Genomic DNA, 24,458 nt, shown 5'->3' on the forward strand with positions numbered 1-24,458 from the left:
CCCCGCAAAATCCCTCACCATGAAGTAGAGTCTGTCCAACCTATGTAGGAGCAGACGAATGCGTAAGAGCCGTTTCACCGAGGCGCAAATCATCGGGATGATCAAAGAGCAGGAAGCCGGGATGCCGACGGCGGAGGTGTGCCGCCGGCACGGCCTGAGCCCGGCAACCTTTTACAAGCTGAAGTCCAAGTATGGCGGCATGGAGGTATCGGAGGCCGCGCGGCTGAAGGCGCTGGAAGATGAGAATGCCAAGCTGAAGCGGCTGCTGGCAGACACGATGCTCGACAACGTGGTTTTGAAAGACCTGCTGGGAAAAAGCTGACGACACCGAAAGAGCGGCGAGAGGCAGCGCTCAATGCAATGCGGGATCATGACATCTCGCAGCGCAGGGCCTGCCGGCTTGCCGGTGTCGACCCCAAGACGGTCCGGCGCGAACGCCCGCCGGACCATCCTGAGATCCGCCAGGAGATGAAGGAGATCGCTGGCAAACGCCGCCGGTTCGGCTACCGGCGGATCGGCGTGCTGCTTGAGCGAAAAGGCATGATCATGAACCACAAAAAGCTTTACCGCCTCTACCGGGAGGAGGGCCTTGCAGTGAAACGGCGGCGGGGGCGCAAAACCGCGCAGCATTCGCGTTGACAACGGCCCGGAGTTCGCAGGGCGGCTGCTGGACCAGTGGGCTTATTTGAACAAGGTCGAGCTGGACTTCTCGAGGCCGGGAAAGCCAACGGATAATGCCAATATTGAAGCCTTCAACAGCCGGCTGCGTCAGGAATGCCTCAACGCATCATGGTTCTTGTCCATGGATGATGCCCGCACACAGATCAACGATTGGAAGGCTGAATACAACCAAACCAGGCCGCATTCTTCGCTCGGAAACTTGACGCCGAGCGAATTTGCCGCCCAACTGAAGGAAGCCCGAAAGGTCGCATGAAGCCCGGACCAGAAACGGGGTGAGCTCCAACAGCCCCCGAAACTCTACTTCGAATTGGCACATAGAAATGGGGCTGGACAACCTTTGCAAAGTCTTGGGATCTGCCAGCCGGGCGGCGATCCTATGCTGCACGAGCAATGGAAGGAGCGGACCTTCGCCGCAGGTGCAGCTACCTACCATCATCGAACGGACGGGATGCGGGACCTTGCTGCCGTTCGCCGCAGGCGCAGCATGAGCGACTTGGGGCGGTCGCACTGCGCAGGAAGCGCCCTTTGCAAACTTGGCCGTTTGACGCAACCAGCCGAGGTTCTGTGCTGCGGTGCAGCCCGCCGTTTCTGCCGTTCGCTGCGGCCGCGAGGTTCCGGGGCCGGAGAACTCACATAGTGCCGGAAAAGTGCCGTTTCGCTGCATGCAGCCACAATGGCGGGAAACTGCGTACTTTGCCTGGGGCACTCCAAATAAGGGCGGAAGCAGAAATTCGCGACAGCCTCTTGCCAGTCCTAAGGCAGGAAAGAAGCCGACGATCAGAAACGGCACCCGGGCCGTTGCCCCATAACAGGGAGCCACCTGAGCAGTTCAACAACGCCAACGGGTCGAAGCCCATGCAATTTCAAGCGTAAATTCGTTTACGCGGAGAACCCCTGTCAGGCTGCAGGTTGGTTTAACTGCCGGCCTTTGCCTGGAAAGCCTCCGCGTGGCTGGGGAAAAGTGTTTGAAGGAAGTTCAGCGTCTGCTCCAGCGCCCCTTCCCGCGTGTAGTTGTGCGGAAACAAGTGTAGCTTCTGCCAGTATCCGTCGGTCAGCGTGTCAATCCAGCCGCCGGCCTTGTTCGCCTTGCCGAGGTCGTCCGGTATCAATTCGCGGCAGATCTCAGCAAGCATTTGAGACCTCTTTTCCTCGAATTCACCGGTGATTTCGGCGTATTGAGGCACGAAATTTTGCTCCCCAAAGAAGGCAAACCAGATGGCGAGCGCGCTCGGATTGCAGATCTTGGGGCTGAAGTCCGCCTCGATGATCTTGCGCAGGCGGGCCGCCGGGTCCTCGGGCGCTTTGTCCAGTGCCGCCTGCCAGTGCGCCTCGTAGGTCTGGTACTGATCGCGCAGCGCCTCGGTCAGAATGCCGGTCTTGGACTTGAAGTAGAAGACGGCAACGCCTTGGGAGAGCCCGGCCTCATTGGCCACGGTTGCCAGCGTCGTCTTGGCCAGGCCGTTGTCAACAATTGATTTCAGCGTCGCATCGAGAATCTGCCGCCGCCGCATGTCGGCGTTTTCCTTGCGTTCCTTGCGCGGCTTCCTGCCGCTGCCCTGCGATGCCACCATGAGAAATCCAAACTTCAATTTTCCTCCTTGTTCCACACTTCTCTGCGCCTGTCAGCCCGATTATTTTTATTTGAGCGCTTAAAAAAACTTTACGTCGAAAATCTTCTCTACTAGGCTCCGGTCAGCAACAGCCGAACCTGGAGAACCTCATGGGGCAGCACGACAGATATGACGCCATCGTGGCCGGCGCCGGGCACAACGGCCTGACCGCGGCCTGCTACCTGGCCAAGGCCGGGCTAAAGGTGCTGGTGGTGGAAAAGAACGATTGGATCGGCGGCGCGGCAGTCAGCCGGTCGCTGCACGAGGGCTGGACCTATTCCAACTGCTCCTACGTCTGCTCGCTGCTGCGCCGCGAGATCGTGCGCGATTTGGAGCTGCCGAAATACGGGCTGCAGGTGATCCCCTATGAAGGCGGCGCCAGCTTCAGCCGCGACGGCGATTACTTTGCCTATATGTCGGACCATGACGCCCTGCGCCGGGAAATCTCCCGCCATAGCGCCCAAGATGCGGATGCCTATGACCGGTTCAGCCAGACGGTGATCCGCCAGTGCCGCTTTATCCGGCCCTTCCTGCTTCGCAATGCGCCGGACCCGACCTCGCTGAAGCCGCGCGACATCGGCGAGCTGCTGTTCCTGGTCAAGCAGGCGCACGGGCTGGGCAAGAAGGAGCTGGGCGAGACGCTGCGCTTCTGGTCGATGTCGATCGGCGATTTCCTGGACGAGCATTTCGAGAATAATCTGATCAAGGCGCATATCGCCGGCGCCGGCATCATCGGCACCGGCCTGGGCGTCTACTCGCCCGGCACCGCCTATGTGCTGCTGCACCATTACATGGGCGATGTCGACGGCGCGATCGGGGCCTGGGGTTTTGCCCGCGGTGGCATGGGCGCAATCTCCAACGCGCTGGGGGCCTGTTTCGAGGAGGCAGGCGGCACCATCGTCACCGGCTCCGGCGTCGACCGGTTTCTGGTCAGCAATGGCCGGGTGACCGGGGTGGCGCTGGACAACGGCGACGAATACCACGCGCCCATCGTCGCCTCCAACATGGATGTCAAGCGCACCTTCCTGCAGCACACCGGCCAGCAGCATCTGCCCGGCGATTTCGTGAAGGCAGTGAAGCGGTTCAAAATCCGCGGTTCCTCGGGCAAGCTGAACATCGCGCTGGATGCCCTGCCCGAGTTCCCCGCCGCCCCCAAGGGCGCGCCTTTTCTGCGCGGCGATCTGCATTGCGCCGAAAGCCTGAACGAGCTGGAACGCGCCTATGACGACTGGAAGGAGGGACGCTGGTCGCAGAACCCGTACTTCGACATGCTGATCCCCAGCCAGATCGACCCGACCATGGCACCGCCGGGCAAGCATATGATGACCGTGTTCGTGCAATATGCGCCCTATGACCTGGAGGTGGGCGGCGTGCGCGCGGGCACCAACTGGAACGGCCAGACCCGCGGCGCCTTTGCAGATTGCGTATTCGACAAGCTGGAGCAGGCCTGCCCCGACATCCGCAGCAAGACTGTTCATGCTGAGGTCCGCACTCCCTGGGACATCGAGCAGGAGGTGGGCCTGACCGAGGGCAACATCTTCCAGGGCGAACTGACCTTTGACCAGCTGCTCTTCAACCGCCCCGTGCCGGGCTACGCGCAATACGACACCCCCATTAACGGCATGTATATCGTCGGCTCCTCCGCCCATCCGGGTGGCGGGGTGATGGCCGCACCGGGTGCAAATGCGGCCCGGGAAATCCTTCGCAACATCGGCCGCGGCGGCAATATGACCGGCTATGCGGCCTGAGGACCAGAAGATGACCACACCGACCTACGACGCAATTGTCATCGGCGCCGGCCACAACGGGCTTGCCGCCGCGGCGACACTGGCCAGCAAGGGCAAATCCGTCTGCGTGATCGAGAAGAACGCAACCGCCGGCGGCATGGCCCGCAACACCACGCTTGCAATCGGAATACAGGCGCCGGAAATCGCGCATCTGCTGTATAACCTGCACCCCAAGGTGAAGAAGGAGCTGGGCCTGGGCTCCGCCCGTGCACCGCTGGAGGTGCGCGATCTGCCCGCGGTTTCGCTGTCGGAGAACGGCAACCACGCTGTGATCCGCAACGGCAAGGCAGAACTGGCAGACGGCGGCCCGCACCCGGAGGCCGCGCCCTTTGCCGAATTGATGCGCCGCCTGACGCTGTTTGCCGGGCTGCTGGGGCAGCTTTCCACCAAATCCCCGCCTTCCCTGGAGGGCGGCCTCACTAGCCTCGACGCGCTCACGGAGCTGGCGGGGCTGGCCAAGCTGGGGCTGGATCTCAAACGGATGGGCAAGAGGGACATGCGCGAGTTTCTCCGCGTGCTCTTGTCCAATGCCTATGACCTGATCCTGGACGATCTTGAAGACGGACCGCTGGCCGGTGCGCTGGCAGCAGATGCGGTGCGCGGCGCCTACGCCGGGCCGCGCTCGCTCGGAACCGTGTTCACCCTGATGTACCGCCTGGGCCAGGGCGGCGGCGCGCAGCTGCCGTTGGGCGGCATGGGTGCGGTTGCAGCAGCGTTCGAGACCGCGGCCCGCGCCGCCGGGGCTGAAATCCGCACCGGCACCGGCGTGGCCCGGGTCCGGATCGAAAACGACCGCGCAGCGGGCGTGGTGCTGGAGGACGGCACTGAAATCTCCGCCCGGGCGGTTCTGAGCAACACCGGACCGATGCCCGCGATGATGCTGGCAGGCGCCGGGCATTACGACGTGGAAGCAGTGCGGCGGATGCGCAACCAGCGCTGCAAGGGCGCCGCCGCCAAAGTGAACCTGGTTCTGAGTACTGCCCCCGTATTCACCGGCCTCAACCCCGAACTGATGGCGGGCCGGCTGCTGATCGCCCCCAACGCCACCTATGTCGAACGCGCGTTCAACCCGGCGAAATACGGGGAATTGCCCAAGAACCCGGTGATCGAAGCCGTCATCCCAAGCTTGACCGATCCGGCGCTGGCCCGCGGCGGGCAGCATGTGCTGTCGGTCGTGGTCAGCTCCGTTCCCTATGCGCTGGAGGGCGGCTGGGATGAGGCGGCCCGCGAAGAACTTGCAGCCATCACGCTCGAAACGCTGGAGAACTATGCCCCCGGCATTAGCGCGCTGGTCACGGAATGCCAAGTGCTCAGCCCCGCCTGCATCGAGGCTCGGACAGGCGCGCCGGGCGGCCATTGGCACCATGCGGAGATGGGTGTTGACCAGATCCTCACCGTGCGGCCTGCCAACGGTATGGCGCATTACCGGTTTGGCCCCGAGGGCTACTACCTATGCGGCGCCGGCGCCCATCCGGGTGGCGACGTGACCGGGCTAGCCGGCCGCAACAGCGCGCTGCAGCTTCTGAAAGATAGGGTTCTCTGATGACCAAACATGTTCCCATCGGCCTGATCGAAACCCCGTTCCAGCCGCGGCTGGACGCGCTCAGCACCGCCAAGAGCTGGACCAACTGGGCCGGTTATACCTCCGCTGCGATGCTGGACACGGTGGAGTTCGAATATTTCGCCATCCGCAACCAGACCACGCTGTTCGACATCTCGCCGATGCACAAATACCGCATCACCGGGCCGGATGCGCTGCGGGTGGTGAACCGGCTGGTGACCCGCGACGCCGCTAAGCTGCGCGACGGGCGGGTCGGATATGTCCTGTGGTGCGACGAAGAAGGCATGGTGATCGACGACGGTACCCTGTTCCGCTTCTCGGAAACGGACTTCCGCCTGTGCTGCCAGGAACCGATGTACACTTGGCTGCTCGATACCGCCTGGGGCTTTGACGCGGAAATCACCGATGAAAGCCACAATGTTGCGGCGCTGTCGCTGCAGGGGCCCACCTCCTTCTCGCTGCTGCAGGATGCGGGCCTGCAGGCCGTCGCGGAGATGAAACCCTTTGACTGGCGCGAGATCGAGCCGGATCTGTGGGTTTCGCGCACCGGCTTCACCGGCGACCTGGGTTATGAGATGTGGGTGCCGAACGGCAAGGCGCTGGAGCTGTGGGACCGGCTGTGGGCCAAGGGCGGCCACTGGGGCCTGAAGGCGATCGGCTTCGACGCGCTCAACATCTGCAGGATCGAGGCTGGGTTCATCGCCGCGGGCTTCGACTTCCAGCCGGTGCACACGGCCATGCGGCTGGGCCGCGGCCGCAGCCCGCTGGAACTGGGGTTCGGCAAGATGGTCGATTTCACCAAGGGCCATTTCAACGGCCGCCGGGCGCTGCTGGACCAGCAGAAGAACGGCCTGCGCTACCACCTGCGCAAGATCGAGATCGGCGGCTTCAAACCGGCAGACGGCGCGCTGATCTATCACAAGAAGAAGAAAGAGGTGGGGCACGTGACCTCGGGCGTCTGGTCCCCGACCACCAAGCGCAACATCGCGCTGGCCGAGTTCAAGGCGCCCTTCGGCAAAGGCATCACCGATGACCTGTGGGCCGAAATCTATGTCAACGAGGAAGGCCAATGGAACAAGCGGCTGGTGCCGGTCACCATTGAAGACAAGCCCTTCTTCATCAACAGCCGCGCGCGGGCGACCCCGCCGCGCCCGTTCTGAACCGGATCAGGTGCTTTAATGACCAAGATAAAACCGAACACGTTTGCAAACGAACCCAGCCCGGAAAAGCTGCATGAGTGGGACCGCACCCACCAGCTGCATCCCTGGATGGCGATGGATGACTGGCGCGGCTATGACAACATGCTGGTGGAGACCGCTGAGGGCATCCACATGTGGGACGGCGCAGGCAAGCGCTATATCGACGGGCCGGGCGGCATGTGGTGCACTCAGATCGGCTATGGCCGCCAGGAGATGGCTGACGCCATCGCCGCGCAGGTGATGAAGCTGCCCTATACCTCCCCCTTCACCAACACCACCGAGCCCTCGGCGGTGCTGGCCCGCAAAATCGCGGACATGGCGCCGGGCGATTTGAACAACGTCTTCTTCACCACCGGCGGCTCGACCGCGGTGGATACCGCGCTGCGCACCATGCAGTACATGAACAACCGCCGCGGCAAGCCGCAGAAGAAGACGATAATTGCCCGCGAGAAGGGCTACCACGGCTCCACCTACCTGGCCCATTCGGTGACCGGCAAGGAGCGCGACAAGAGCCATTTCGATTTCGAAACCCGGCTGGTGCATTTTCTGCCAGACGTGAACCCCTACCGCCGCCCCGCCGGGATGAGCGTCGAGGACTGGTGCGATGCCAAGCTCGCGGATCTGGAAAACGCCATCGCGCAGATCGGCGCGGACAAGATCGGCGCTTTCATCGCCGAACCGATCCTGTCCTCCGGCGGCGTCATCGTGCCCGCGCCCGGCTACCACAAACGGACCTGGGAGCTGTGCCGCGCCAATGACATCCTCTATATCTCCGACGAGGTGGTGACCGGCTTCGGCCGCCTCGGCCACTGGTTCGCGTCCGAGGAGGTCTTTGGCATCCAGCCCGACATGATCACCTGTGCCAAGGGGCTGACCTCCGGCTACTTGCCGCTGGGCGCTTGCATCATCTCTGACCGGGTGATGGAGCAGATGAGCAGCCTTGGCACCCCCTCCACCTTCACCAACGGCTACACCTATTCCGGACACCCGGTCTCCTGCGTTGCCGCGCTGAAGAATATTGAGATCATCGAGCGCGAAGGCATCCTGGAGCATGTCCGCGCCGTCACCCCGCATTTCCAGGCCCGCCTGCGCGACCTGATGAAATTCGATATCGTCGGCGACGCCCGCGGCGAGGGGCTGCTGGGCTGCATCGAATGCCAGGCGGCGGATCTGGAGGCCGAACGCCGGCTCGGCGCGATGATCGACGCCGCCTGCGAGGAGATGGGCCTGATCGTGCGCCCGCTGATCAACATGGCAGTGTTCTCGCCACCGCTGATCATCACCCTGGAACAGATCGACGAGATGTTCGACATCCTGGAGCGTGCCATCCAGCAGGTCGAGGCGCAACTGGCAACCTGAAGCGGACCTGGGTGGCACAGGTTCCCGTCACCCCTCCCGAACTGGCGGGCGCAAACGGTGGTCCCGGCGCCCGCCCTTTTTTGTTCCTGGACCTACCCCACCGCCGGGCATGCGGCCGACCTCGCGCTCCGCAGGACAAGCAGCGCGCCACTCTTCTCCCAGTTACCCACGGAAAATCCCCAGTTCCGCGGCCACTGCCGCGAAACCGGAATCTTATGAGGGCAGCCCCCTTACACAGTGTGCTCTCGGCGCCCGTACTTCTTGGCCAGATCAACCTCCTGCCCCAGGTCCATCGCCGCGCGATAGCCGCTTTGCACGGCGGCGGCGATGATATGCGGGGCCTCGGCATCGCCGATCCGGGTCACCGACTTGATCCCGGCTTCTCCCAGCCCCTCCCCCAATGCCTTCAGCCCGTCGTATAGCCCCAGAACCGGCAGGCGGCGGGTGAGCGGTATGATGGCATCGCAGGCAAAGGTGCTGCGCGCGTCCGAGTACATGCAGGACAGCACGGCCTCCCCTTTCCGCGCGGCCACCAGCATCCGGTTGGGCACCACTGCGACGCCCGCCTCTATCAGCGCCGCATTGGACTGATAGACCTCCGTGGTCCACTGGCCCCAGTCGCAGGGGCGGCCCGCGGGCGTCACCAGGGTGACCCGGTGCCTCTCCTTGCGCAGCTGCAGCGCCAGGACCGAGCCGAGGTAGTAGTGGTCATCGTCATAGATCACCACATGATCGGCTTCTAGCGGTTCCCCATTTAGCACCGTCTCGGCAGACACGATCATACCGGGCACCTCTTCTTCCAGCCCGATGTCGGAGTGGCGGCCGACGGTGTCCGATGCCCAGACCGCCCCGGTGGCGGCAATCACGTGGGAAATGCCAACGTCCAGCACATCAGAGGGCTCCAGCGGGCTTTCCGGGTAAATTTCCACATTGGACAGCTTTTCGATCTGCCCGACGCGCCAGTCGCGCACGCGGGCCCATTCGCTCATCCCCGGCAGGCGGGATTCGCGGGTGACACGCCCGCCCAGGATCCGGCTGGCCTCTGCCAGCATCACCGAATGGCCGCGTTCGCCCAGCACCCGGGCAGCCTCCAGCCCGGCGGGGCCGGCGCCGACGACCAGCACCTTTTCCGGCTTTTCGCTGCGCCCGGCTTTCTCGGGGTGCCAGCCTTGGCGCCATTCCTCGCCCATGGTAGGGTTCTGGGTGCAGCGCAGCGGTACTCCCAGCGAGTCATGCGCATAGCAGATGTTGCAGCCGATGCATTCGCGGATGTCCTCGCCGCGCCCCTCTTCAATTTTCTTCGGCAGGAACGGATCAGAAATCGACGGCCGCGCCGCGCCGATCAGGTCCTGCCCGCCCTGGCGGATAACCTGCGCCATGGTGTCAGGCGACGTGTACCGCCCCACCGCTACCACCGGTTTCGAGGTCAGCGACTTCGCCTGTGCGATGCTGCCGGTAAAAGACGCTTCCTTGACGAAGCGGCTCGCCCCCATCTCGACGCCGTAGTCGGGCACCACCAAATCCCAAAGGTCCGGCAGATCCGCCAGCATGGCAAAGGCGTCATAGCTTTCCGTATCGCCCAGCCCGACGCTGAACCGGGTAGCGACGGCGCATTTGTGGCCGACAGCCTCCTTGGTTTCCTCAATCAGCTCCCGCACCAGCCGCACCCGGTTTTCCAGGCTGCCGCCGTATTCATCGCTGCGGGTGTTGTTCACCGGGTCGAGGAATTCGGACAGCAGGTAGCCGTGGGTGGCGTAGACATAAACGATGTCGAACCCGGCCTCGACCGCCCGCAGCGCGGCGTCGCGGTGCCATTTGCGGATGTTGCGGATGTCCTCGCGGTCGATCTTTCGCGCTTGGCCAGGATGCAGCACGGTGGCATCCGTCTGCGGCCGGTTGCGCAGGCCCAAGGGCGCCAGCCGGGTGCCGAAATTGGTCACCATGCCGCCGCCGATCCACAGCTCCACCCCGGCCAGCGCGCCATGCTCATGCACCGCGTCGGTCATCAGCCGGTTGGCGCGGATGTCGTCCTCTTCCCACAGCGCAGCATAGGGGTAATAGTCGTTGTCCGAGGTCGGGTGGATCGAGCAGAACTCGGTATTCACAACCCCCCAGCCGCCTTCCGCCTTCATACCGCGCATCGCCGCCACGGTTCGCGGCCGCCGCCAGCCCATGCCGGCACAGTGCGGCACCTGATAAAACCGGTTCCTGGTCTCCACGGGGCCGATTTTCAATGGCTGGAACAGGATGTCATGGCGGGGATCGCGCATCAGTCATTACCCTTCGATAGGCTGGTCTTACTTTTCAATTTGATTGAGCGCTCAAATAATTCTTGAGTCAAGAAGGTTTCCCTCCTAACCTTTCCCTTATCACGGCCACCCCGTGCCGGTGAGGGCAAATGGCGGGTGAACAGGGCCGCGGCAACAGGGAGACTTTCATGAGAATTTTGAAAACAGCCACTGCGCTTGGCATGGTTCTGTCGCTTCAGGCAGGGTCCGGCCTGGCCGCCGATGCAGACCTGACAGTGTTCGATTGGGCCGGCTACGAGGACCCGGAGTTCTTCGCCGCCTATATCGACGAGCATGGCGACAGCCCGACCTTCGCCTTCTTCGGCGACGAGGAGGAGGCTTTCCAGAAATTGCGCTCCGGGTTCCGCGCCGACGCAGTGCACCCGTGTTCGCAGTCGGTGCCGAAATGGATCGAAGCGGGCCTGCTCGCGCCACTGGACACGTCCAAGATCGAACGCTGGGATGAACTTGAGCCCAGCTTCCGCGACATCAAGGCCTACACCAAGGATGGGCAGAGTTACTTCATCCCGGCAGACTGGGGCAACACCTCGGTCACCTATCACAGCGATCATCTGAGCGACGCGGACGTGACCTCCTTGCAAGCCTTCGCAGATCCCAAGCACCAGGGCCGTATCTCGATCGGGGACAACGTGGACGATGCTTATGCGCTGGGCTTCCTGGCCACCGGTGTCAAGGATTGGACTAATGCCACTGAAGAGCAGTTCCAGGCGGCTTCGGACTTCCTCCGCGCGGTCCATCAGAATGTGCGCACCTACTGGTCCGACGGCGCCTCGCTGGCGCAGCTGATGCAAAGCGGCGAGGTCTACCTGGCCTGGGCCTGGAACGAGACCTATTCGACGATGAGCTATGAAGGCCACCCGATCGCAATCAAGCGCGACACCGACGAAGGCGCGTCCAGCTGGGTCTGCGGCTATGCAAAACTTGCCAATGCCCCGGGATCGGAAGAAAAGTTTTATGATTTCATCAACGCCTGGCTGGAGCCGAAGACAGCAAACTACCTGGTAAGCCAATGGGGTTATGGCCATGGCAACGCGAAGGCAATGGCTGAGATGAGCCCAGCCGATCTTGCCGCAGTTGGGCTGGAGAACAATGAGAAGCTCCGGGAAAAGACGCTTTGGCAGGGGCCTGTTCCAGCCGCGCTGCGAGAGAAGATGATCGCTGAGTTCGAGCTTATTAAGGCCGGGTTCTGACGCCAGCCCAGCACCACCTATAACGAAGCGCCCCGCCAGTTTGGCGGTGCGTTTTTTTTGCCGGCGTGCTTTACGAGGGGCGCCGTCCGGCCCGCTCTATTGGAACAGCACGATGGAATCCGCGCCCCACCCCACCGGCACCTCGCTGCCGGGCGGCACGATGGACCGGCCTGCGGTGTTGCGCATCGAGATGGTCACATCCTCAGCGTGACCGGGCAGTCGCACGCTGTAATAGGTCATGTCGCCATAGTAGGCGGTGCCCGTTACCTCGCCCCTGACGACATGCTCGGTCTGCTCGCTGCCGTCGAACAGAATGGTCAGCATCTCCGGGCGGATGCCGATGGTTTCCAGATTCCGCAGATCCAGCCCCTCGGGGACCTGCGCCGATGGCAGCTCGATACTGCCCAGCGCCGGAATGTCGAGCGCCAGATGGCCGTTCATGCGGCCGGTGGCGCGGGCGTCGAGGAAGTTCATCACCCCAATGAAGGACGCCACGCGCCGGTCCACAGGACGCCTGTACAGCTCCTCCGGCGTGGCCAGCTGGGCGATGCGGCCGTCGAACATCACCGCGATGCGGTCCGACATGGTCAGCGCCTCCTCCTGGTCGTGCGTCACTAGGATGAAGGTGATGCCAAGCCGCTGCTGCAGCTGGCGCAGCTCCACCTGCATCTGGTCGCGCAGCTTCTTGTCGAGCGCCGACAGCGGCTCATCCAGCAACACCACCTTGGGCTTCATCACCAGCGCCCGCGCCAGCGCCACCCGCTGGCGCTGACCGCCCGACAGCTCATGCGCGGCACGGGACCCCAGCCCGCCGAGATCCACCATCTGCAGCGCCTGTTCAACCTCTTGGGCGATTTCGGCCTTGGGCAGCTTGCGGGTCTTCAGGCCGTAGCCCACGTTCTCCGCAACGCTGAGGTGCGGGAAAATCGCATAGGACTGGAACACCATATTGGTAGGGCGGCGGTTGGCGGGCACGCCTGCCATGTCTTGGCCTGCGATCACGATGGTGCCGTCCGTTGGCGTCTCGAACCCGGCGATCATTCGCAGCAAGGTGGTCTTGCCGCATCCCGAGGGTCCCAGCAGCGAGAAGAACTCGCCTTCGTTGATGGTTGCATTGATGCCCTTCAGGGCCTGAAAGGTTCCGAATGACTTGGTGATGCCTGTCAGGTCGATGATAGGCTTGGGGAGCGGGGACGTCATGTCAGGCAAATCCTCCGGTGGCTGAAGCTTCGATACCCTGTTTCTTGGCAGAACGGCGGCGGAACCACTCGGCCAGGATCAGGAGCAAGACGGACAGGACCAGCAGGATCGTCCCCAGCGCCATCACCGACGGCAGCTTGCCAGGGAAGCGCAGCTGGCTCCAGATGTAGACCGGCAGGGTGACCTCGGTGCCGGTCAGGAAGAAGGCGATGATGAACTCATCCAGCGAAATGGTGAAGGTGATCAGCAGGCTGGACACCACCCCTGGCATCACTAACGGCAGGATCACGCGCCGGAAGGTGCCCCAGCGGGTTTCGCCCAGATCAAAGGAGGCTTCCTCAAGGCTTTGATCAAGCCCCTGGAAGGCCGAGCTCAGGATCGCAATCGCAAACGGTGTGCAGATCAGCACATGGCCCAAGACCACAGTCACCAGCGACAGCGGCATGCCCAGCTGCATTAGCAGGACCAGCAGCGCCACCGCCAAGATGATTTCCGGCAGCACCAACGGCAGCAGGATGAAGCTCATGATGCCTCGCTTAAGCGGAAACCGGTAGCGGTTGGCGGCCCTCGCGGCGCAGGCGCCCAGCACGGTGCTGAGCACCGCGGAGGACAGCCCGACCACCAGCGAATTCCGCAGCGCGCCATGCAGCGCTTCGGTCTGCCACAGCACACCAAACCACTTTGCCGTGAACCCGGTCAGCGGAAAGGAGATGACCGTAGCATCGTTGAACGCGAACATCGGAAGCAGGATCACTGGCGCATAGAGAAACACCATGTAGGCGACGGCGTAGACGGCCAGCCATTTGGCCGGAAAAGCCTTCAGTGCAGACTTCATTGAACTTTGCCTCCAAACCGTTTGCCAAGCAGGAAGATGACCGCGCTGATGCTCGCCACGATCAGCATTGACGACAGGGCGAGCGCAGCGCCCAGCGGCGCGTTGTTCGCCTTGCCGAACTGAATCTGGATCATGTTGGCGATCATCAGCCCGTCGGTGCCGCCGACCAGCTTGGGGGTGATGAAATCGCCAACGGTCGGGATCAATACGATCAGAGTTGAGGCGACAACGCCCGGCATTGCCAGCGGCAGGGTGATCCGGAAGAACCGCCGCACCGGCCCGTCGCCCAGGTCCTCGGCCGCCTCCAGCAGAGAGCGGTCGATTTTCTCCAGCGCCACGAAGATCGGCAGGATCGCAAACGGCGCCCAGGCATGCGCCAGCGTCAGCACCACCGCGTTGGCGTTATACAGCAGGAAGGTCAGCGGCTCCTCGATGATGCCCACTCCCTTCAGCGCGGTGTTGAGCACGCCGTTGTAGCCCAGGATCACCTTCCACAGGAACACCCGCAGCAGATAGCTGGTCCAGAACGGAACCGTGATCAGGAAAAGCCACAGCGCTTTGCGCTGCTTGACGTGGAAAGACAGGTAATAGGCAATCGGAAAGGCCAGGACGACGGTCACCAGCGTGACGATCAGCGAGATCTTCAGCGAGCGGAATATCAAGGTGCTGTAGATCGGCTTGCTCCAGGCCTCCCGGTAGTTATCCAGCGTGAGAGTGGTATCGAGCTCCAGATAGTTCTGGCTCCAGAAACTGAAGGTCAGCACCATGACCAGCGGTGCGGCCAGCATCAGCAACGAATAGAGCAATGTCGGGCTGATCAATGCGAGGCCCTGGCGCCTCTCTCCGGTTAGCATTCGTGGCTCCTCCTGGCCGGTTTTTCAGGGCGCCGCCACGACCCGGGCGGCGCCCGCATTCATGTGCTGCCCTGCTGCGCCAGCAGTTCAGCGTTGCGGGCCTTCAGCTGGCCAGGCTCCGGCTCGTCCTGTTCCAGCACCGGAAACAGCTTGCGCAGCTCGTCGTGGTAGCTGCGCACGCCGTGCTCCAGATCCGACAGGATCACGCCATCATAGCCGCTGGAGAAAGCCGCCTCCCAGCACCATTCGATCAGCTGCTCATCCTCTTTCGAGGTGATCCGGTCGATCCGCCCGCTGAGGTATCGGGCGGCGCGCAGTTGCCGGTCCTCCGCCGGGCGTTTGTAGCAGGCGGCGCGCTGAATGGTGCGGCCGTTTTCCACCGGGAACTCGTGGTAGAAGATCACCGAGTCCGGGTAAATCCCGAACACCAGGTTTGGAAAGACGCCAAGATAGAGCCAGGCTGCCTGATGCTCCTCGTCCAGCGCTTCGGTTTTTGGCAACAGCTTCTTGTAGTTGCGCACGCTCCACATCCGCCCGTCGCCGGGGCGGAATCCGCCAAAGGACCGCGCGGCGCCATTGCTGAAAGGCTGATCGTCATAGTTGCTGCCGAACAGATCATGCAGGCCAGGGTGCGCCAGCGGCACATGGTAGCCCTCGTTATCCACGTCGCGGACGCATTTCCAGTTGGCGGCAATCTCCGTGGTGCTGATCCCGTTGCCATCGGGCAAAAGCTCCGCCAGGCCGTAAGGCCCCACCTCTTCTTCGAACTGCGCCATGACCTCGGACACCGCGGGCTGGGGGCCCGGCTTGAAGCGGACAAAGACAAACCCGTGCCAGATGTCCATCTCCACCGGCTTCAGGCCCCATTCCACCGGATCCAGCTCCGGCAGCGTCTCGGGCCGGGCCGCACCGCGCAACGTGCCGTCCAAGTTGAAGGCCCAGCCGTGGAACGGGCAAATGATGGCGTGCTTGCAATGGCCCTTGTCCTCTGCCACGACCCGGCTGCCGCGGTGGCGGCACAGGTTGTGAAAGGCGCGCACTTGGCCGTCTTTTCCCCGCACCACCAGGGCCCGCTCGCCGGTGAAGTCCGCGGCCATGAAATCGCCGGGCTCCGGCACATCGTTCACATGGCAAACCAATTGCCAGTGCCGCCGGAATAAAAGCTCCTTTTCCGCCTCCAGAAGCTCAGGATTGGTATAGCTCCAAGCAGGCAATCCGGTACGGCCCGCCCTGGGATCAGACTGAAACAGCACGTCATCCTTCATGTGGGTCTCCTTCCCTCTGGCAAGAATCAGTATCATCTTTTATTTGAGCGCTCAAATAAAAAGTTTACAGGAAACTGATTTCGCGGCTGGACAAAAACAGGGAACCGGTATCAAGTTTGAGCGATCACTCAAACATCGAGAGGAGAAGCAAATGCGCCGCGCCAGAAGCCGCAGAAGACCCGCCGCCTCCGTTGCAGCACCTGTCAGCAAAGGCCCGCACTCGCTGGCCACGCCTGCCTACGCGCTGCTTACGCAGGCGCAGGTGGACCGGGTCGTGGACACGGCGATTGAGTTGCTGGCCACCTCTGGCGTGGTGTTCGAACCTGGCGGCGAAGCGGACACCCTATTGCGCGGTGCCGGCTGCACGCTTTCGGATGAGGGCATCGTAACGATCCCGGAAACCGTTACCCGCAGGGCGCTGGAAACCACCGCCCGCTCCGCCACGCTATGGGACCGCAACGGCGAAAACCCCATTTCAATTGACTGCGATCACACCTGGTTCATGCCCGGCATGACCTGCATCGCGGTCTATGATGAGGAAACCGGCGAGCCGCGCCCCTCGACCCGCGGGGACCTGGCCCTGATCACCCGGGTTGCCGACAAACTGCCGCATGTCGACGGCGTTTGCATTGCAGTGAAGAACGTCGAAAAGTCGAACCAGTTCGGCGAGATCGACGAATTCGCCTGCCTAATGGAAAACACCACCAAGCCGCTGGAATACCTTTGCGAACACCCCACCTCGCTGGATGCGGTGATAGAGATGGCGGCCGCGCTGCGCGGATCGCACCAGGCGCTCCGGCAGAAGCCATATTTCCTGCATCTGATCACCCCGCTGCCGGTGAACCTTGCGCGGATCCATTCGGACCAGATCATTACCGCCGCCCGGGCGGGCATCCCGGTGAGTGTCGGTACCCTGCCGATTGGCGGTGCGTCGTCGCCCATCACCCTGGCCGGCTGCATCACCCATGCACTGATGACGGACTTTGCTGCCATCGTCCTTGGACAGCTGGCTGCCGAGGGCAGTTTCTGCGTGGGCAGCTCTGACGTGAATTTCATGGAGCCGGCCACCGGCGCCATCGGCAGTTTTTCCCAGACATCCGTCGGCGACATGGCGATGTGCCAGGTGCGCCGCTCGCTGGGGTTTCCGTCGCTGACAGGGATCGGCGGCTGTTCCGTTGCCCGCCGTTTCAATCAGGATGCAGTCTGGGAGATCTCCTCGAACATGACCCAGATGTTCTACAACCGCCCGGCCACGATCGATTACATGGGCTCGCTCGACCAGGGCCTCACTTATTCGCTGCATGCCCTGCTGCTGTGCGACGACCTTGCGGGGTTGCTGCGCAAGATGTGGCAGGGCCTGGAAATCTCGGCCGATCAGATGGCCGTCGACCTGATCCGCGAGGTCGGCCCCACCGGCAATTTCCTCGCCCATCAGCACACCGTCGACAACTGCCGGACGCAGGTCTGGGATTCCCGCTACTTCGGCCCGAACATCCCGCTGAGCAACACCGGGCTTGCGGATCAGGACCTGCTGAAGCGCATTGACGCTGACCTCAAGGAGATACTGGCAGAGCTGGGGCAGCCGGAACTGCCGCCGGAAACCAAGGCTGCTGTTTCCGCGATTTTAAACAAGTACAGTGATCACGCGGTCTAATCCGGGACTCAGCTTTGGTTACCCCGGGCACGTTATAAAACCTAGCTGCCTGCCCTTCGTCTAAGCCGACCGCTTCCGCGGAGAGTTTTTGGCTTCCAGAGACAGTTCGGCTGTCTGACATCAGCGCTGCTGGGCATTAGGACTTTGCAATAGGCACTGTCTGCGCGATGCTGACCCAAGCGCCGCGCGCAGCGTGAACCAGGGCTGATGTGACTTGCATGATGTCCGCTATTGGAAAGTTGGCTCAAAACTTTCGCGCCTGCAGCAGAGCGGCCAGCGTACACGGCCCGAACGGCAGCTCTGGGCTGTGACTGGCTTGCTGCGTCAGCGAAGGACCGTACCCAGAGCAATGACGGCTGAGGGGCTCAGAGCCGCCGAATGCCAATGTAGCAGGCGACTTGGCGCAGATGAATCGGAACCAGTCATCGGCCGAATAGTTCAAGCCATTGTTCTTCCACTGTCACGGTCGATGTGCTGTCGTTCGCATGGCAAGAGCGAACTTTGGCGCCGCAAGCGGCGAAACCTGGCTCTGAGCCCAAAGCGCCGAATGCTGCGCTTGGCATGACCGACAGAAAAGCGCAGAAAGCGCCCTTTGCAAACTCGGCTGCTTGACGCAACCAGCCGAGGGTTTCTGCTGCGCCGCAGCCGGCCGTTCCGGCCATTCGCTGCGACTGCGAGGTGTTGGAACCAGTGAGCTGACACAATGCCGGACGAAGCGCCATTTCGCTGCACTTGCTCCAAGGGCAGAAACTCGTGGCGGCACCCCTTATTGCTCCCCTAGCTTCGTAGAAACTAACTTGTTGCCAGTCTTAGGATCAACCAGCCAGGATCTATCTCCAATATGGCAGCACAGCCAGTCCCCTTTGGTAGAGGTCAAAATGGAAACCCGGCTAGCTTCTTTGAAGACTGTCAGTTCCTGATAGGGTTCGGCACCATAGTGCAGCACGACAGTGCCGTCGCTTCTAGTTACCTTCAGGCAGTCGTCATGAAAGTAGCGCTCGCCCACATTTAGGAGGAGGCGGTGGAAAGGCTGGTCAGACCGCCACATGGTATTTTGTTGTTCCCGGGTCTCATAGCCGGGCAGAGCATCCACAATGCTCCGTTGCGCCTTTTTCAATCCGTCCATGGTGGAATGGGGGCAGTAGGGGCTAGTGTCTTCTATCAGCTTTGCCCCGTCCCGGGCCACCTGCTCCCAAATCGTTTCGCCGAAACGCTGATGAAACTCGGGGTGTTCAAACCGTTTTTCCATGACTTCCAGAATGGGCGTGTGCCTTTCTTCAGACATTTGATTTCCGGCGAAGAATTCGATGACGTCAGCGGGATCAAAGGTGGCAAGTTCTATTTCGACAGCCCGCACTTCCTTTGCGAGGGCGTTATATCCTAAGCGTTCTAGAAATCGGCGTATACGCGGCACGTTCTCAGGATCACCATCCGGATTCATGAACTCCCAAACACACCATCCAGGTTCGCCGTCTTCGTGATTGATTACACCAATCGCGAACGCTCTGGCCTCTACAAGGATGTCGGGAAGTTCATCTAGGCTAAGATACAAGCGTCGATAGATTTCAACTGTGCTCAAAGCGGTTTGATACGCTGCGTAAGGTTCATCTTCGTGTCCGCTCGTAGATGAACCTTCTGGCTGCCATATGGGGAGTTTGTCGAGTCTCATGTGAAAAATCTTTTTGAAATAAGCCGGTGCGAATGTTGATACCTGCTTCACACCAAACGCTGGCAACAATATGGCGATAGACCGAAGTCGGCGTGGGATTTTGGTTGCCGATTGGACCTGACACTCAAGTGCAGCGACCTTGGCAGGTAACAACGGCAGACATTCAAACCAATCGCAGCATCCGGCAGGTTGGGCTCGAAGCCGACTTGCGGCGCTGCGGCACCAGAGTTGCAACGATACCGCACCTGGTCTCCGCTGCCAGATGACGTCAGCCAGCCCGGAGCGGACATAGAGATGGCGGCGAGCGCCGCAGTTGCTGCCCGTGCGAAATACTCTGGCCCTCCTGCCGAGAGCGGCCATCCATTCGCCCTAGTTCACCACGTCCCATGCTGCAGGCAGCACCAGAGGCAACGAAGCGAAGGCAGCGCCCTTTGCAAAGTGCAAACGAAGTCCAAATAGCAGTCTTACGCACTGCCCCCGTATAAGACCCACCCAGGTTAGCGGTCATCGCCGCTACATTTTTTTGCGCAAATCGACCGGAATGTTCTTGCGCCAGAACGCAATTATTAATGACGCTGCAGAACTTTCAGGCAACTGTCCGTGCGACTTCGTCAACGAACCAGCGCATCGCCGGATTGAATTGCCCGCGCTCGTGCCAAAGCAGGTAATATGGAAACTGCGCTCCCGATCTGAACGGTACAGAGACGACGCTGGAGAAAGCCGAGAGTTGCCCACCCAATCGCGATGGAACGGCTGCGACGGCATCGCTATTTGCCACATGAAACGGCATGGCGGTGAAGAAAGGCACGGAAAGCATCGCTGGCGCCTCATCGCGCTCGATGCGCATGACAGTGTCCGCGCGCAGACGGTCTACAGTCGGGTAACTGAACTCGATCTGCCGGTAAGGTGCGATATCCGGTGGATCAAGCAAGCCTTTCCGGTTTGCAAGCTCAAGCAGTGGATGGCCTTTGCGCATGAGCAGGACATAGCTGTCGGTGAACAGCTTCTTGACGATCAGATCGCCCTTCACTCTCAGCCCGGCATAGAAGACGAAATCGATTTCACCCTCCAATATCATTGAAAAACTGTTCGGCACCAAGGGCGTTACATTGGCCTGGATATGCGGCGCAGTTTTTGCCAGCCGGTCCATAAGCGGCCCGATCACACAGGCTGCTGCATAGTCGGTGGCTGCAATCCGAAAACAGAGGCGGGAGTTTTCCGGGCTGAAATGCGGCGGCTGAAAAACAGCCTCAATTGAATTGATGGCATCAAGCACCGGCCCCTGTAGGGACAATGCATGATCCGTCAGCTGATACCCTGCCTGGGTTCGGATCAGCAGCGGATCGCCAGTCAGATCGCGAATGCGCGCAAGAATGCGGCTGGCGGCCGGCTGGCTGATTTCAAGCAGTTCCGCCGAGCGGGTCACGCTGCCGGTTTGCAACAGAAGCCGTAGAAACCGCAGAACGCGAAAATCCATCGAGGCCAGGTCTGCATTCATTTTCTGCATGATGGCCATGCTAATACCGTCATTCCGATTATGTCAATCCAAGCGCATTTAACCTTCATCGAAGTTAATCCTGATGAGGAAAACCCCATGAAACATGCCCTTTTGATCGTCGCTGCCGGCACTTTGGCAACCGGTGTAAGTGCTGCGCATGCCGATGTCTCGACCGAAACCCAAGACCTGAATGGCGACGGCGTTGTCACCTTCAAGGAATTCGTGGACAGCCACGCCGCGGGTATCGAGCGCACGCAAGCCTTCCTCGACCGCCACAGAGGTATTTTCGATGCCGCCGACACCAATGGTGACGACGTTGTTGACCAGAGCGAAAGCCAGGGCGGAGCCGCAGGCAAGGTCAAAGCCAAGAGCACCAAAAAGTCCTGAGCCAGAATACTGGCGAACCTCCGGCGCCAATCAATCTCTAAGGATCGACCATGTTCAAACCCGCACTCCTTTCCGCTGCGCTGCTTGCTGCCGCGGTGGCCGTCCCAGATCCTGCTAATGCAGCAGACCAGGACACAAGCTGGAGCGCTGAACTCAGCGCAATCAACGACGTAACCGGAAAAAGCTTTGAATACGCGGTGTCCGGGTATCGCATCCGTATGGACTTTATCGCCCCGGACCGCATTCGATGGACCCGCGTCGAGGCTCCGGATGGCACTGCCGGCACTTCGGGTGAGGAAGAGATCGTGCATACCGATCTGCGCCCAGGCGTCTTTGTGGTTGCCTTCACCGAAGCCGATGGAAACGTGGTGGATGTCTTCGACATTCAGCGCAACCGGCTCTTTGTCAATTACATCACCAATGATGGAACGCGCTTTCACAGTGAGACTGTGATCGAAGACGTGTCTCAATGACCCGAAGGAAGACTGAAGATGGATGTAACCCGCAGAATGTTTGCCGGGCTGATTACGGGCTCGGCAGTTGCCGCGAGCCTTCCTGCTGCGGCGCAAACGACCGCTTCACCGATGTATGAAGTCCGCGATGTGACCTTTCCCAGCGGTGCCGAGACACTGGCCGGGAAATTTTTCATGCCTCCCGGCGAGGGACCTTTTCCAGCTGTGGCAGTGGTTGGCCCGGTGGCCTTTGTGAAAGAGCAGTCACCGGTGCAATATGCCACGCGCTTGGCCCGCCAGGGGCTGGCCGTGCTGATTTTTGATCCGCGCTATCACGGGGCCAGCTCGGGTGAGCCGCGCCGTTTTGAATCCGGCGAGGCAAAAACAGAAGATATCGGCGCTGCCCTGACATTTCTGGCCGCACAGGAAGGAGTGGCCCAGAACAAGCTTGGTGTTTTGGGCATCTGCCAGGGGGTGAACTGGGCGATAGAAGCCGCGGTTCGTGACCGCCGCGTGTCAGCGCTTGGCATCGTGGCAGGCCACTATCTGACCCCCGCCACGGCAACACTCTACCTGGGGGACGACCAGGCGATTGCTGCACGTATGGAGCGTGCCGCCGAAGCGCGGGCTGTCTACGAAAACAGCGGCGAGGTCCGCTATATTCCGATTATCGGATCGGACGAGGCATTGCTGACCGCTGAACTCATAGCGCAGTGGTATGCGCCTTGGGACAACCGGGCCCCTTGGTTTGCCTATCGGGGCGGGTGGGAGAACCGCATCACCGCGATGAGCGAAGAAGTTATCTGGGGCTGGAAAATCAACGAAACGATCACCAGGCTTCAAACGCCCGTCTTGATGGTGCATGGCGACAAGGCTGCATCAGGTCCCATGATCCCTCGCGAGTTGTTCGATACGATTCCTGCGGCAGACAAGGCACTTCATTGGATCAAAGGCGCAAACCAGCTGCAATTCTATGAAGACCCGCTGGTCATAGATGCCGCCCTAGCCCCGCTTGCTGCGCACTTCAAGAAAGGGCAATGAACCGGCACTATTGAGAAAGGCGAACAAAACCGGGCTTTGATGCACTTCACACGAAGAAACGCGTTCCGCCCGGCACAATCTAGCCGCCGCGAATTGGCGCTTTGTGCGGCACTGTGTAAGTTCACCTGCTCCAAAACCTCGCAGTCGCAGCGAACGGCAGAAACGGCGGGCTGCACTGCAGCACAATACTTCGGCTGGTTGCATCAAACGGCCGAGTTTGCAATGGGCGCTTCTGCGTTCCGCTGCCTCTGGTGCGAGCCGCAGCATCACCTGAGACAGCTCAGCCCTGCCGAGAGTCCGCTTTCGGGAAGTGGCCATGGAACTTTGCACCGACAGCATCATTGACTCCCGTCGCCATGTCTATGTCCGCTTCGGGCTGGGTCGGGTCATTGGCGCCTTAGAGGCGGACGTCAGCAATGTCCGGCAGACTGTGAGTTCGATCATCTCCAGATTTTGCTCACGCGGCGAATGACCGGAAAGCGGGCTGCGCCTGCAGCAACGTGAAGGTAAGGCGAAGGTCCGGAATGGTGAAGGATTTTCGATGCGGGCCTTAGTGCAACGTTTTCTGGTGGTTCTTCGCCGGCCCGCATTGGAAATCCTCCCAAGGTGGAAGCCGCGGTGGCCAGGCGCTGTCTATGGGGAAAGTGGGCTGAGGTTTCCAGCGAAGGCGGGGCGTGGCCGGCGGCTCGAAGGATTTCGCCGGCCTCCAAAGGCGTCTTGATCTGCCAAAGTGATGATGTTCGGTCCCGGGTGGCGCATTCCATCGGCTGCTCGCGGGCGCGGCACTGCGTAAGGCAAGGCTGAGCCAGTCCGGAAGGCCTCATCAGTGAAGTAGAGGTCTTGGCTCAGCATATGCGGCTCCGTTTTTTGGGGGAGGAGATGAAGAAACTGCGTGCTCAATGATGGATCCCGGTCACCTCCATCACTTCACACCGCGTCAGCATCCGGATGACATGTCGAAGGTTCAGCTCCGCACCGTGTCCGGCAATTTTCAGCGTCTCGGCTACAGCATGGACCGATGCCTGCGTCAGTCCTCGTCGGTCGCCCTCACGGCGGGCAAATTCGGCCAGCTCGGTTACTGGAACCGGCGGGAGGTGAATAGCTCTCACCCACGGCCCTGCCCTTTGGATTACACTCTACTTGATGTGTTCGGTTACCCTTCACGGTCGTGACCTGCAGCGGGAAAATCAGTTGAAATGCCCCCGCTGCCGTCTTCGAAGTGCCTACGCAGCATGTTGAACAGCTTTCCGTTCTGCACTTCTAGCGCTATCGCAAGTGTCTTGAACCACTCCTCGTCGCCCGGCAATACCTTCATGTGCAGCTGACCTGTATAAACAGTTCTCGGCCTGCCGCGTCGAGGCTTTGACCTGCCCCCCGCTGGTCCCTCGCTCATGACGAGAGTCTGCGGGTTTGATTTTGGTAGTCGTCGGTTTCGGGCTTGGCAAGCGCGGCAGGCGCGGAGCCCTCAAATAGCTCAAGCGCCTGCCGCGCTTGCTTTGGCGTTCTGTTCCCCAGCGAAGAGTGCGGCCTGACGGTGTTGTAATCGTAGCGCCACAGCGCCAGCTTGCGGCGGGCATCGTCCAGGGTATCGAACAGTTCTTCATTGAGAAGCTCGTCCCGCAGGCTGCCGTTGAATGACTCGATAAAGGCATTCTGCTGCGGTTTTCCGGGGTCGATGTAATGCCAATCCACGCCGTTCCTGTCGGCCCATTTCAGGATTGTCCGGCTGGTGAATTCCGTGCCGTTGTCGCTGACAATGCAAGCAGGTTTTCCGTAGAGCCGGACGAGCGCGTCCATCTCCCGGGCAACACGCTCACCTGAAATGCTGGTGTCTGCCGCCAGGCACAGGTTTTCCCGGCAGCAGTCGTCATTCACGGCCAGGATGCGAAACTTCCGCGACGCGCCGA

Annotated in this window: 19 protein-coding genes and 1 pseudogene; 10 read left to right on the forward strand and 10 right to left on the reverse strand. The window is 61.3% G+C overall.

Features of this window, described 5'->3' with window-relative positions; genetic code table 11:
• Positions 1 to 58: 58 nt before the first annotated feature.
• Positions 59 to 934: pseudogene (locus tag PHA8399_RS03055) on the forward strand (integrase core domain-containing protein).
• 661 nt (positions 935 to 1,595) lie between these two features.
• Here PHA8399_RS03055 and PHA8399_RS03060 read toward each other — a convergent pair.
• Positions 1,596 to 2,270 carry a TetR family transcriptional regulator C-terminal domain-containing protein gene (locus PHA8399_RS03060; RefSeq protein WP_244270145.1) on the reverse strand — a complete coding sequence of 225 codons (675 nt, stop codon included), beginning with the start codon at positions 2,268 to 2,270 and terminating at the stop codon, positions 1,596 to 1,598.
• A gap of 131 nt (positions 2,271 to 2,401) precedes the next feature.
• Between PHA8399_RS03060 and PHA8399_RS03065 the strand changes: the two genes are divergently transcribed.
• Genes PHA8399_RS03065 through PHA8399_RS03080 form a run of 4 tightly spaced genes read left to right on the forward strand, consistent with a single transcriptional unit; the run spans position 2,402 to position 8,197 of the window.
• Complete coding sequence (locus PHA8399_RS03065; protein WP_058284728.1) at positions 2,402 to 4,039, forward strand: phytoene desaturase family protein; 1,638 nt, start codon at positions 2,402 to 2,404, stop codon at positions 4,037 to 4,039.
• Between the two features lie 10 nt (positions 4,040 to 4,049).
• Complete coding sequence (locus tag PHA8399_RS03070) at positions 4,050 to 5,621, forward strand: phytoene desaturase family protein (RefSeq protein WP_244270146.1); 1,572 nt, start codon at positions 4,050 to 4,052, stop codon at positions 5,619 to 5,621.
• Positions 5,621 to 6,799 carry an aminomethyl transferase family protein gene (locus PHA8399_RS03075; RefSeq protein WP_058284730.1) on the forward strand — a complete coding sequence of 393 codons (1,179 nt, stop codon included), beginning with the start codon at positions 5,621 to 5,623 and terminating at the stop codon, positions 6,797 to 6,799. The genes PHA8399_RS03070 and PHA8399_RS03075 overlap by 1 nt, the downstream gene beginning before the upstream one ends.
• A gap of 18 nt (positions 6,800 to 6,817) precedes the next feature.
• Positions 6,818 to 8,197: an aminotransferase gene (locus PHA8399_RS03080; RefSeq protein WP_058284731.1), complete on the forward strand. Its 1,380-nt coding sequence runs from the start codon at positions 6,818 to 6,820 to the stop codon at positions 8,195 to 8,197.
• A gap of 230 nt (positions 8,198 to 8,427) precedes the next feature.
• On the opposite strand, the gene PHA8399_RS03085 is transcribed toward PHA8399_RS03080, so the two are convergent.
• Entirely contained in the window at positions 8,428 to 10,467 is a 2,040-nt protein-coding gene (locus PHA8399_RS03085) for an oxidoreductase (protein ID WP_244270147.1), read from the reverse strand.
• Positions 10,468 to 10,634: 167 nt separating this feature from the next.
• On the opposite strand from PHA8399_RS03085, the gene PHA8399_RS03090 reads away from it, so the two are divergent.
• On the forward strand, positions 10,635 to 11,696 hold the full coding sequence (locus PHA8399_RS03090) for an extracellular solute-binding protein (RefSeq protein WP_058284743.1): 1,062 nt from the start codon (positions 10,635 to 10,637) through the stop codon (positions 11,694 to 11,696).
• 96 nt (positions 11,697 to 11,792) lie between these two features.
• On the opposite strand, the gene PHA8399_RS03095 is transcribed toward PHA8399_RS03090, so the two are convergent.
• Genes PHA8399_RS03095 through PHA8399_RS03110 form a run of 4 tightly spaced genes read right to left on the reverse strand, consistent with a single transcriptional unit; the run spans position 11,793 to position 15,850 of the window.
• A complete protein-coding gene (locus PHA8399_RS03095; RefSeq protein ID WP_058284733.1) occupies positions 11,793 to 12,896 on the reverse strand; it encodes an ABC transporter ATP-binding protein in 1,104 nt (367 codons plus the stop codon).
• A gap of 1 nt (position 12,897) precedes the next feature.
• Positions 12,898 to 13,731: an ABC transporter permease gene (locus tag PHA8399_RS03100; protein WP_058284734.1), complete on the reverse strand. Its 834-nt coding sequence runs from the start codon at positions 13,729 to 13,731 to the stop codon at positions 12,898 to 12,900.
• Positions 13,728 to 14,585 carry an ABC transporter permease gene (locus PHA8399_RS03105; protein WP_058284735.1) on the reverse strand — a complete coding sequence of 286 codons (858 nt, stop codon included), beginning with the start codon at positions 14,583 to 14,585 and terminating at the stop codon, positions 13,728 to 13,730. The genes PHA8399_RS03100 and PHA8399_RS03105 overlap by 4 nt, the downstream gene beginning before the upstream one ends.
• A gap of 59 nt (positions 14,586 to 14,644) precedes the next feature.
• A complete protein-coding gene (locus PHA8399_RS03110; protein ID WP_058284736.1) occupies positions 14,645 to 15,850 on the reverse strand; it encodes an aromatic ring-hydroxylating oxygenase subunit alpha in 1,206 nt (401 codons plus the stop codon).
• A 151-nt stretch (positions 15,851 to 16,001) separates the two neighbouring features.
• Here PHA8399_RS03110 and PHA8399_RS03115 point away from each other — a divergent pair, with 151 nt between their 5' ends.
• Complete coding sequence (locus tag PHA8399_RS03115; protein WP_058284737.1) at positions 16,002 to 17,504, forward strand: trimethylamine methyltransferase family protein; 1,503 nt, start codon at positions 16,002 to 16,004, stop codon at positions 17,502 to 17,504.
• A 766-nt stretch (positions 17,505 to 18,270) separates the two neighbouring features.
• Here the strand turns inward: PHA8399_RS03115 and PHA8399_RS22180 are convergent.
• Positions 18,271 to 19,173, reverse strand: coding sequence for a hypothetical protein (locus PHA8399_RS22180; protein ID WP_145976966.1), 903 nt, complete (start codon positions 19,171 to 19,173; stop codon positions 18,271 to 18,273).
• A gap of 586 nt (positions 19,174 to 19,759) precedes the next feature.
• A complete protein-coding gene (locus PHA8399_RS03125) occupies positions 19,760 to 20,689 on the reverse strand; it encodes a LysR family transcriptional regulator (protein WP_058284739.1) in 930 nt (309 codons plus the stop codon).
• A gap of 78 nt (positions 20,690 to 20,767) precedes the next feature.
• On the opposite strand from PHA8399_RS03125, the gene PHA8399_RS03130 reads away from it, so the two are divergent.
• Genes PHA8399_RS03130 through PHA8399_RS03140 form a run of 3 tightly spaced genes read left to right on the forward strand, consistent with a single transcriptional unit; the run spans position 20,768 to position 22,551 of the window.
• Entirely contained in the window at positions 20,768 to 21,058 is a 291-nt protein-coding gene (locus PHA8399_RS03130; protein WP_058284740.1) for an EF-hand domain-containing protein, read from the forward strand.
• 50 nt (positions 21,059 to 21,108) lie between these two features.
• On the forward strand, positions 21,109 to 21,531 hold the full coding sequence (locus PHA8399_RS03135; RefSeq protein WP_058284741.1) for a MoaF-related domain-containing protein: 423 nt from the start codon (positions 21,109 to 21,111) through the stop codon (positions 21,529 to 21,531).
• An 18-nt stretch (positions 21,532 to 21,549) separates the two neighbouring features.
• Complete coding sequence (locus PHA8399_RS03140; protein WP_145976967.1) at positions 21,550 to 22,551, forward strand: alpha/beta hydrolase; 1,002 nt, start codon at positions 21,550 to 21,552, stop codon at positions 22,549 to 22,551.
• A gap of 1,153 nt (positions 22,552 to 23,704) precedes the next feature.
• On the opposite strand, the gene PHA8399_RS22535 is transcribed toward PHA8399_RS03140, so the two are convergent.
• Both PHA8399_RS22535 and PHA8399_RS03145 read right to left on the reverse strand, forming a co-directional pair.
• Positions 23,705 to 23,866, reverse strand: a complete 162-nt coding sequence (locus PHA8399_RS22535; RefSeq protein WP_158509249.1) for a hypothetical protein — start codon at positions 23,864 to 23,866, stop codon at positions 23,705 to 23,707.
• 74 nt (positions 23,867 to 23,940) lie between these two features.
• A partial coding sequence (locus tag PHA8399_RS03145; RefSeq protein ID WP_145976968.1) for an integrase core domain-containing protein occupies positions 23,941 to 24,458 on the reverse strand: 518 nt, incomplete at its 5' end.

This window comes from Leisingera aquaemixtae (assembly GCF_001458395.1).
In the GTDB taxonomy this organism is placed as follows: domain Bacteria; phylum Pseudomonadota; class Alphaproteobacteria; order Rhodobacterales; family Rhodobacteraceae; genus Leisingera; species Leisingera aquaemixtae.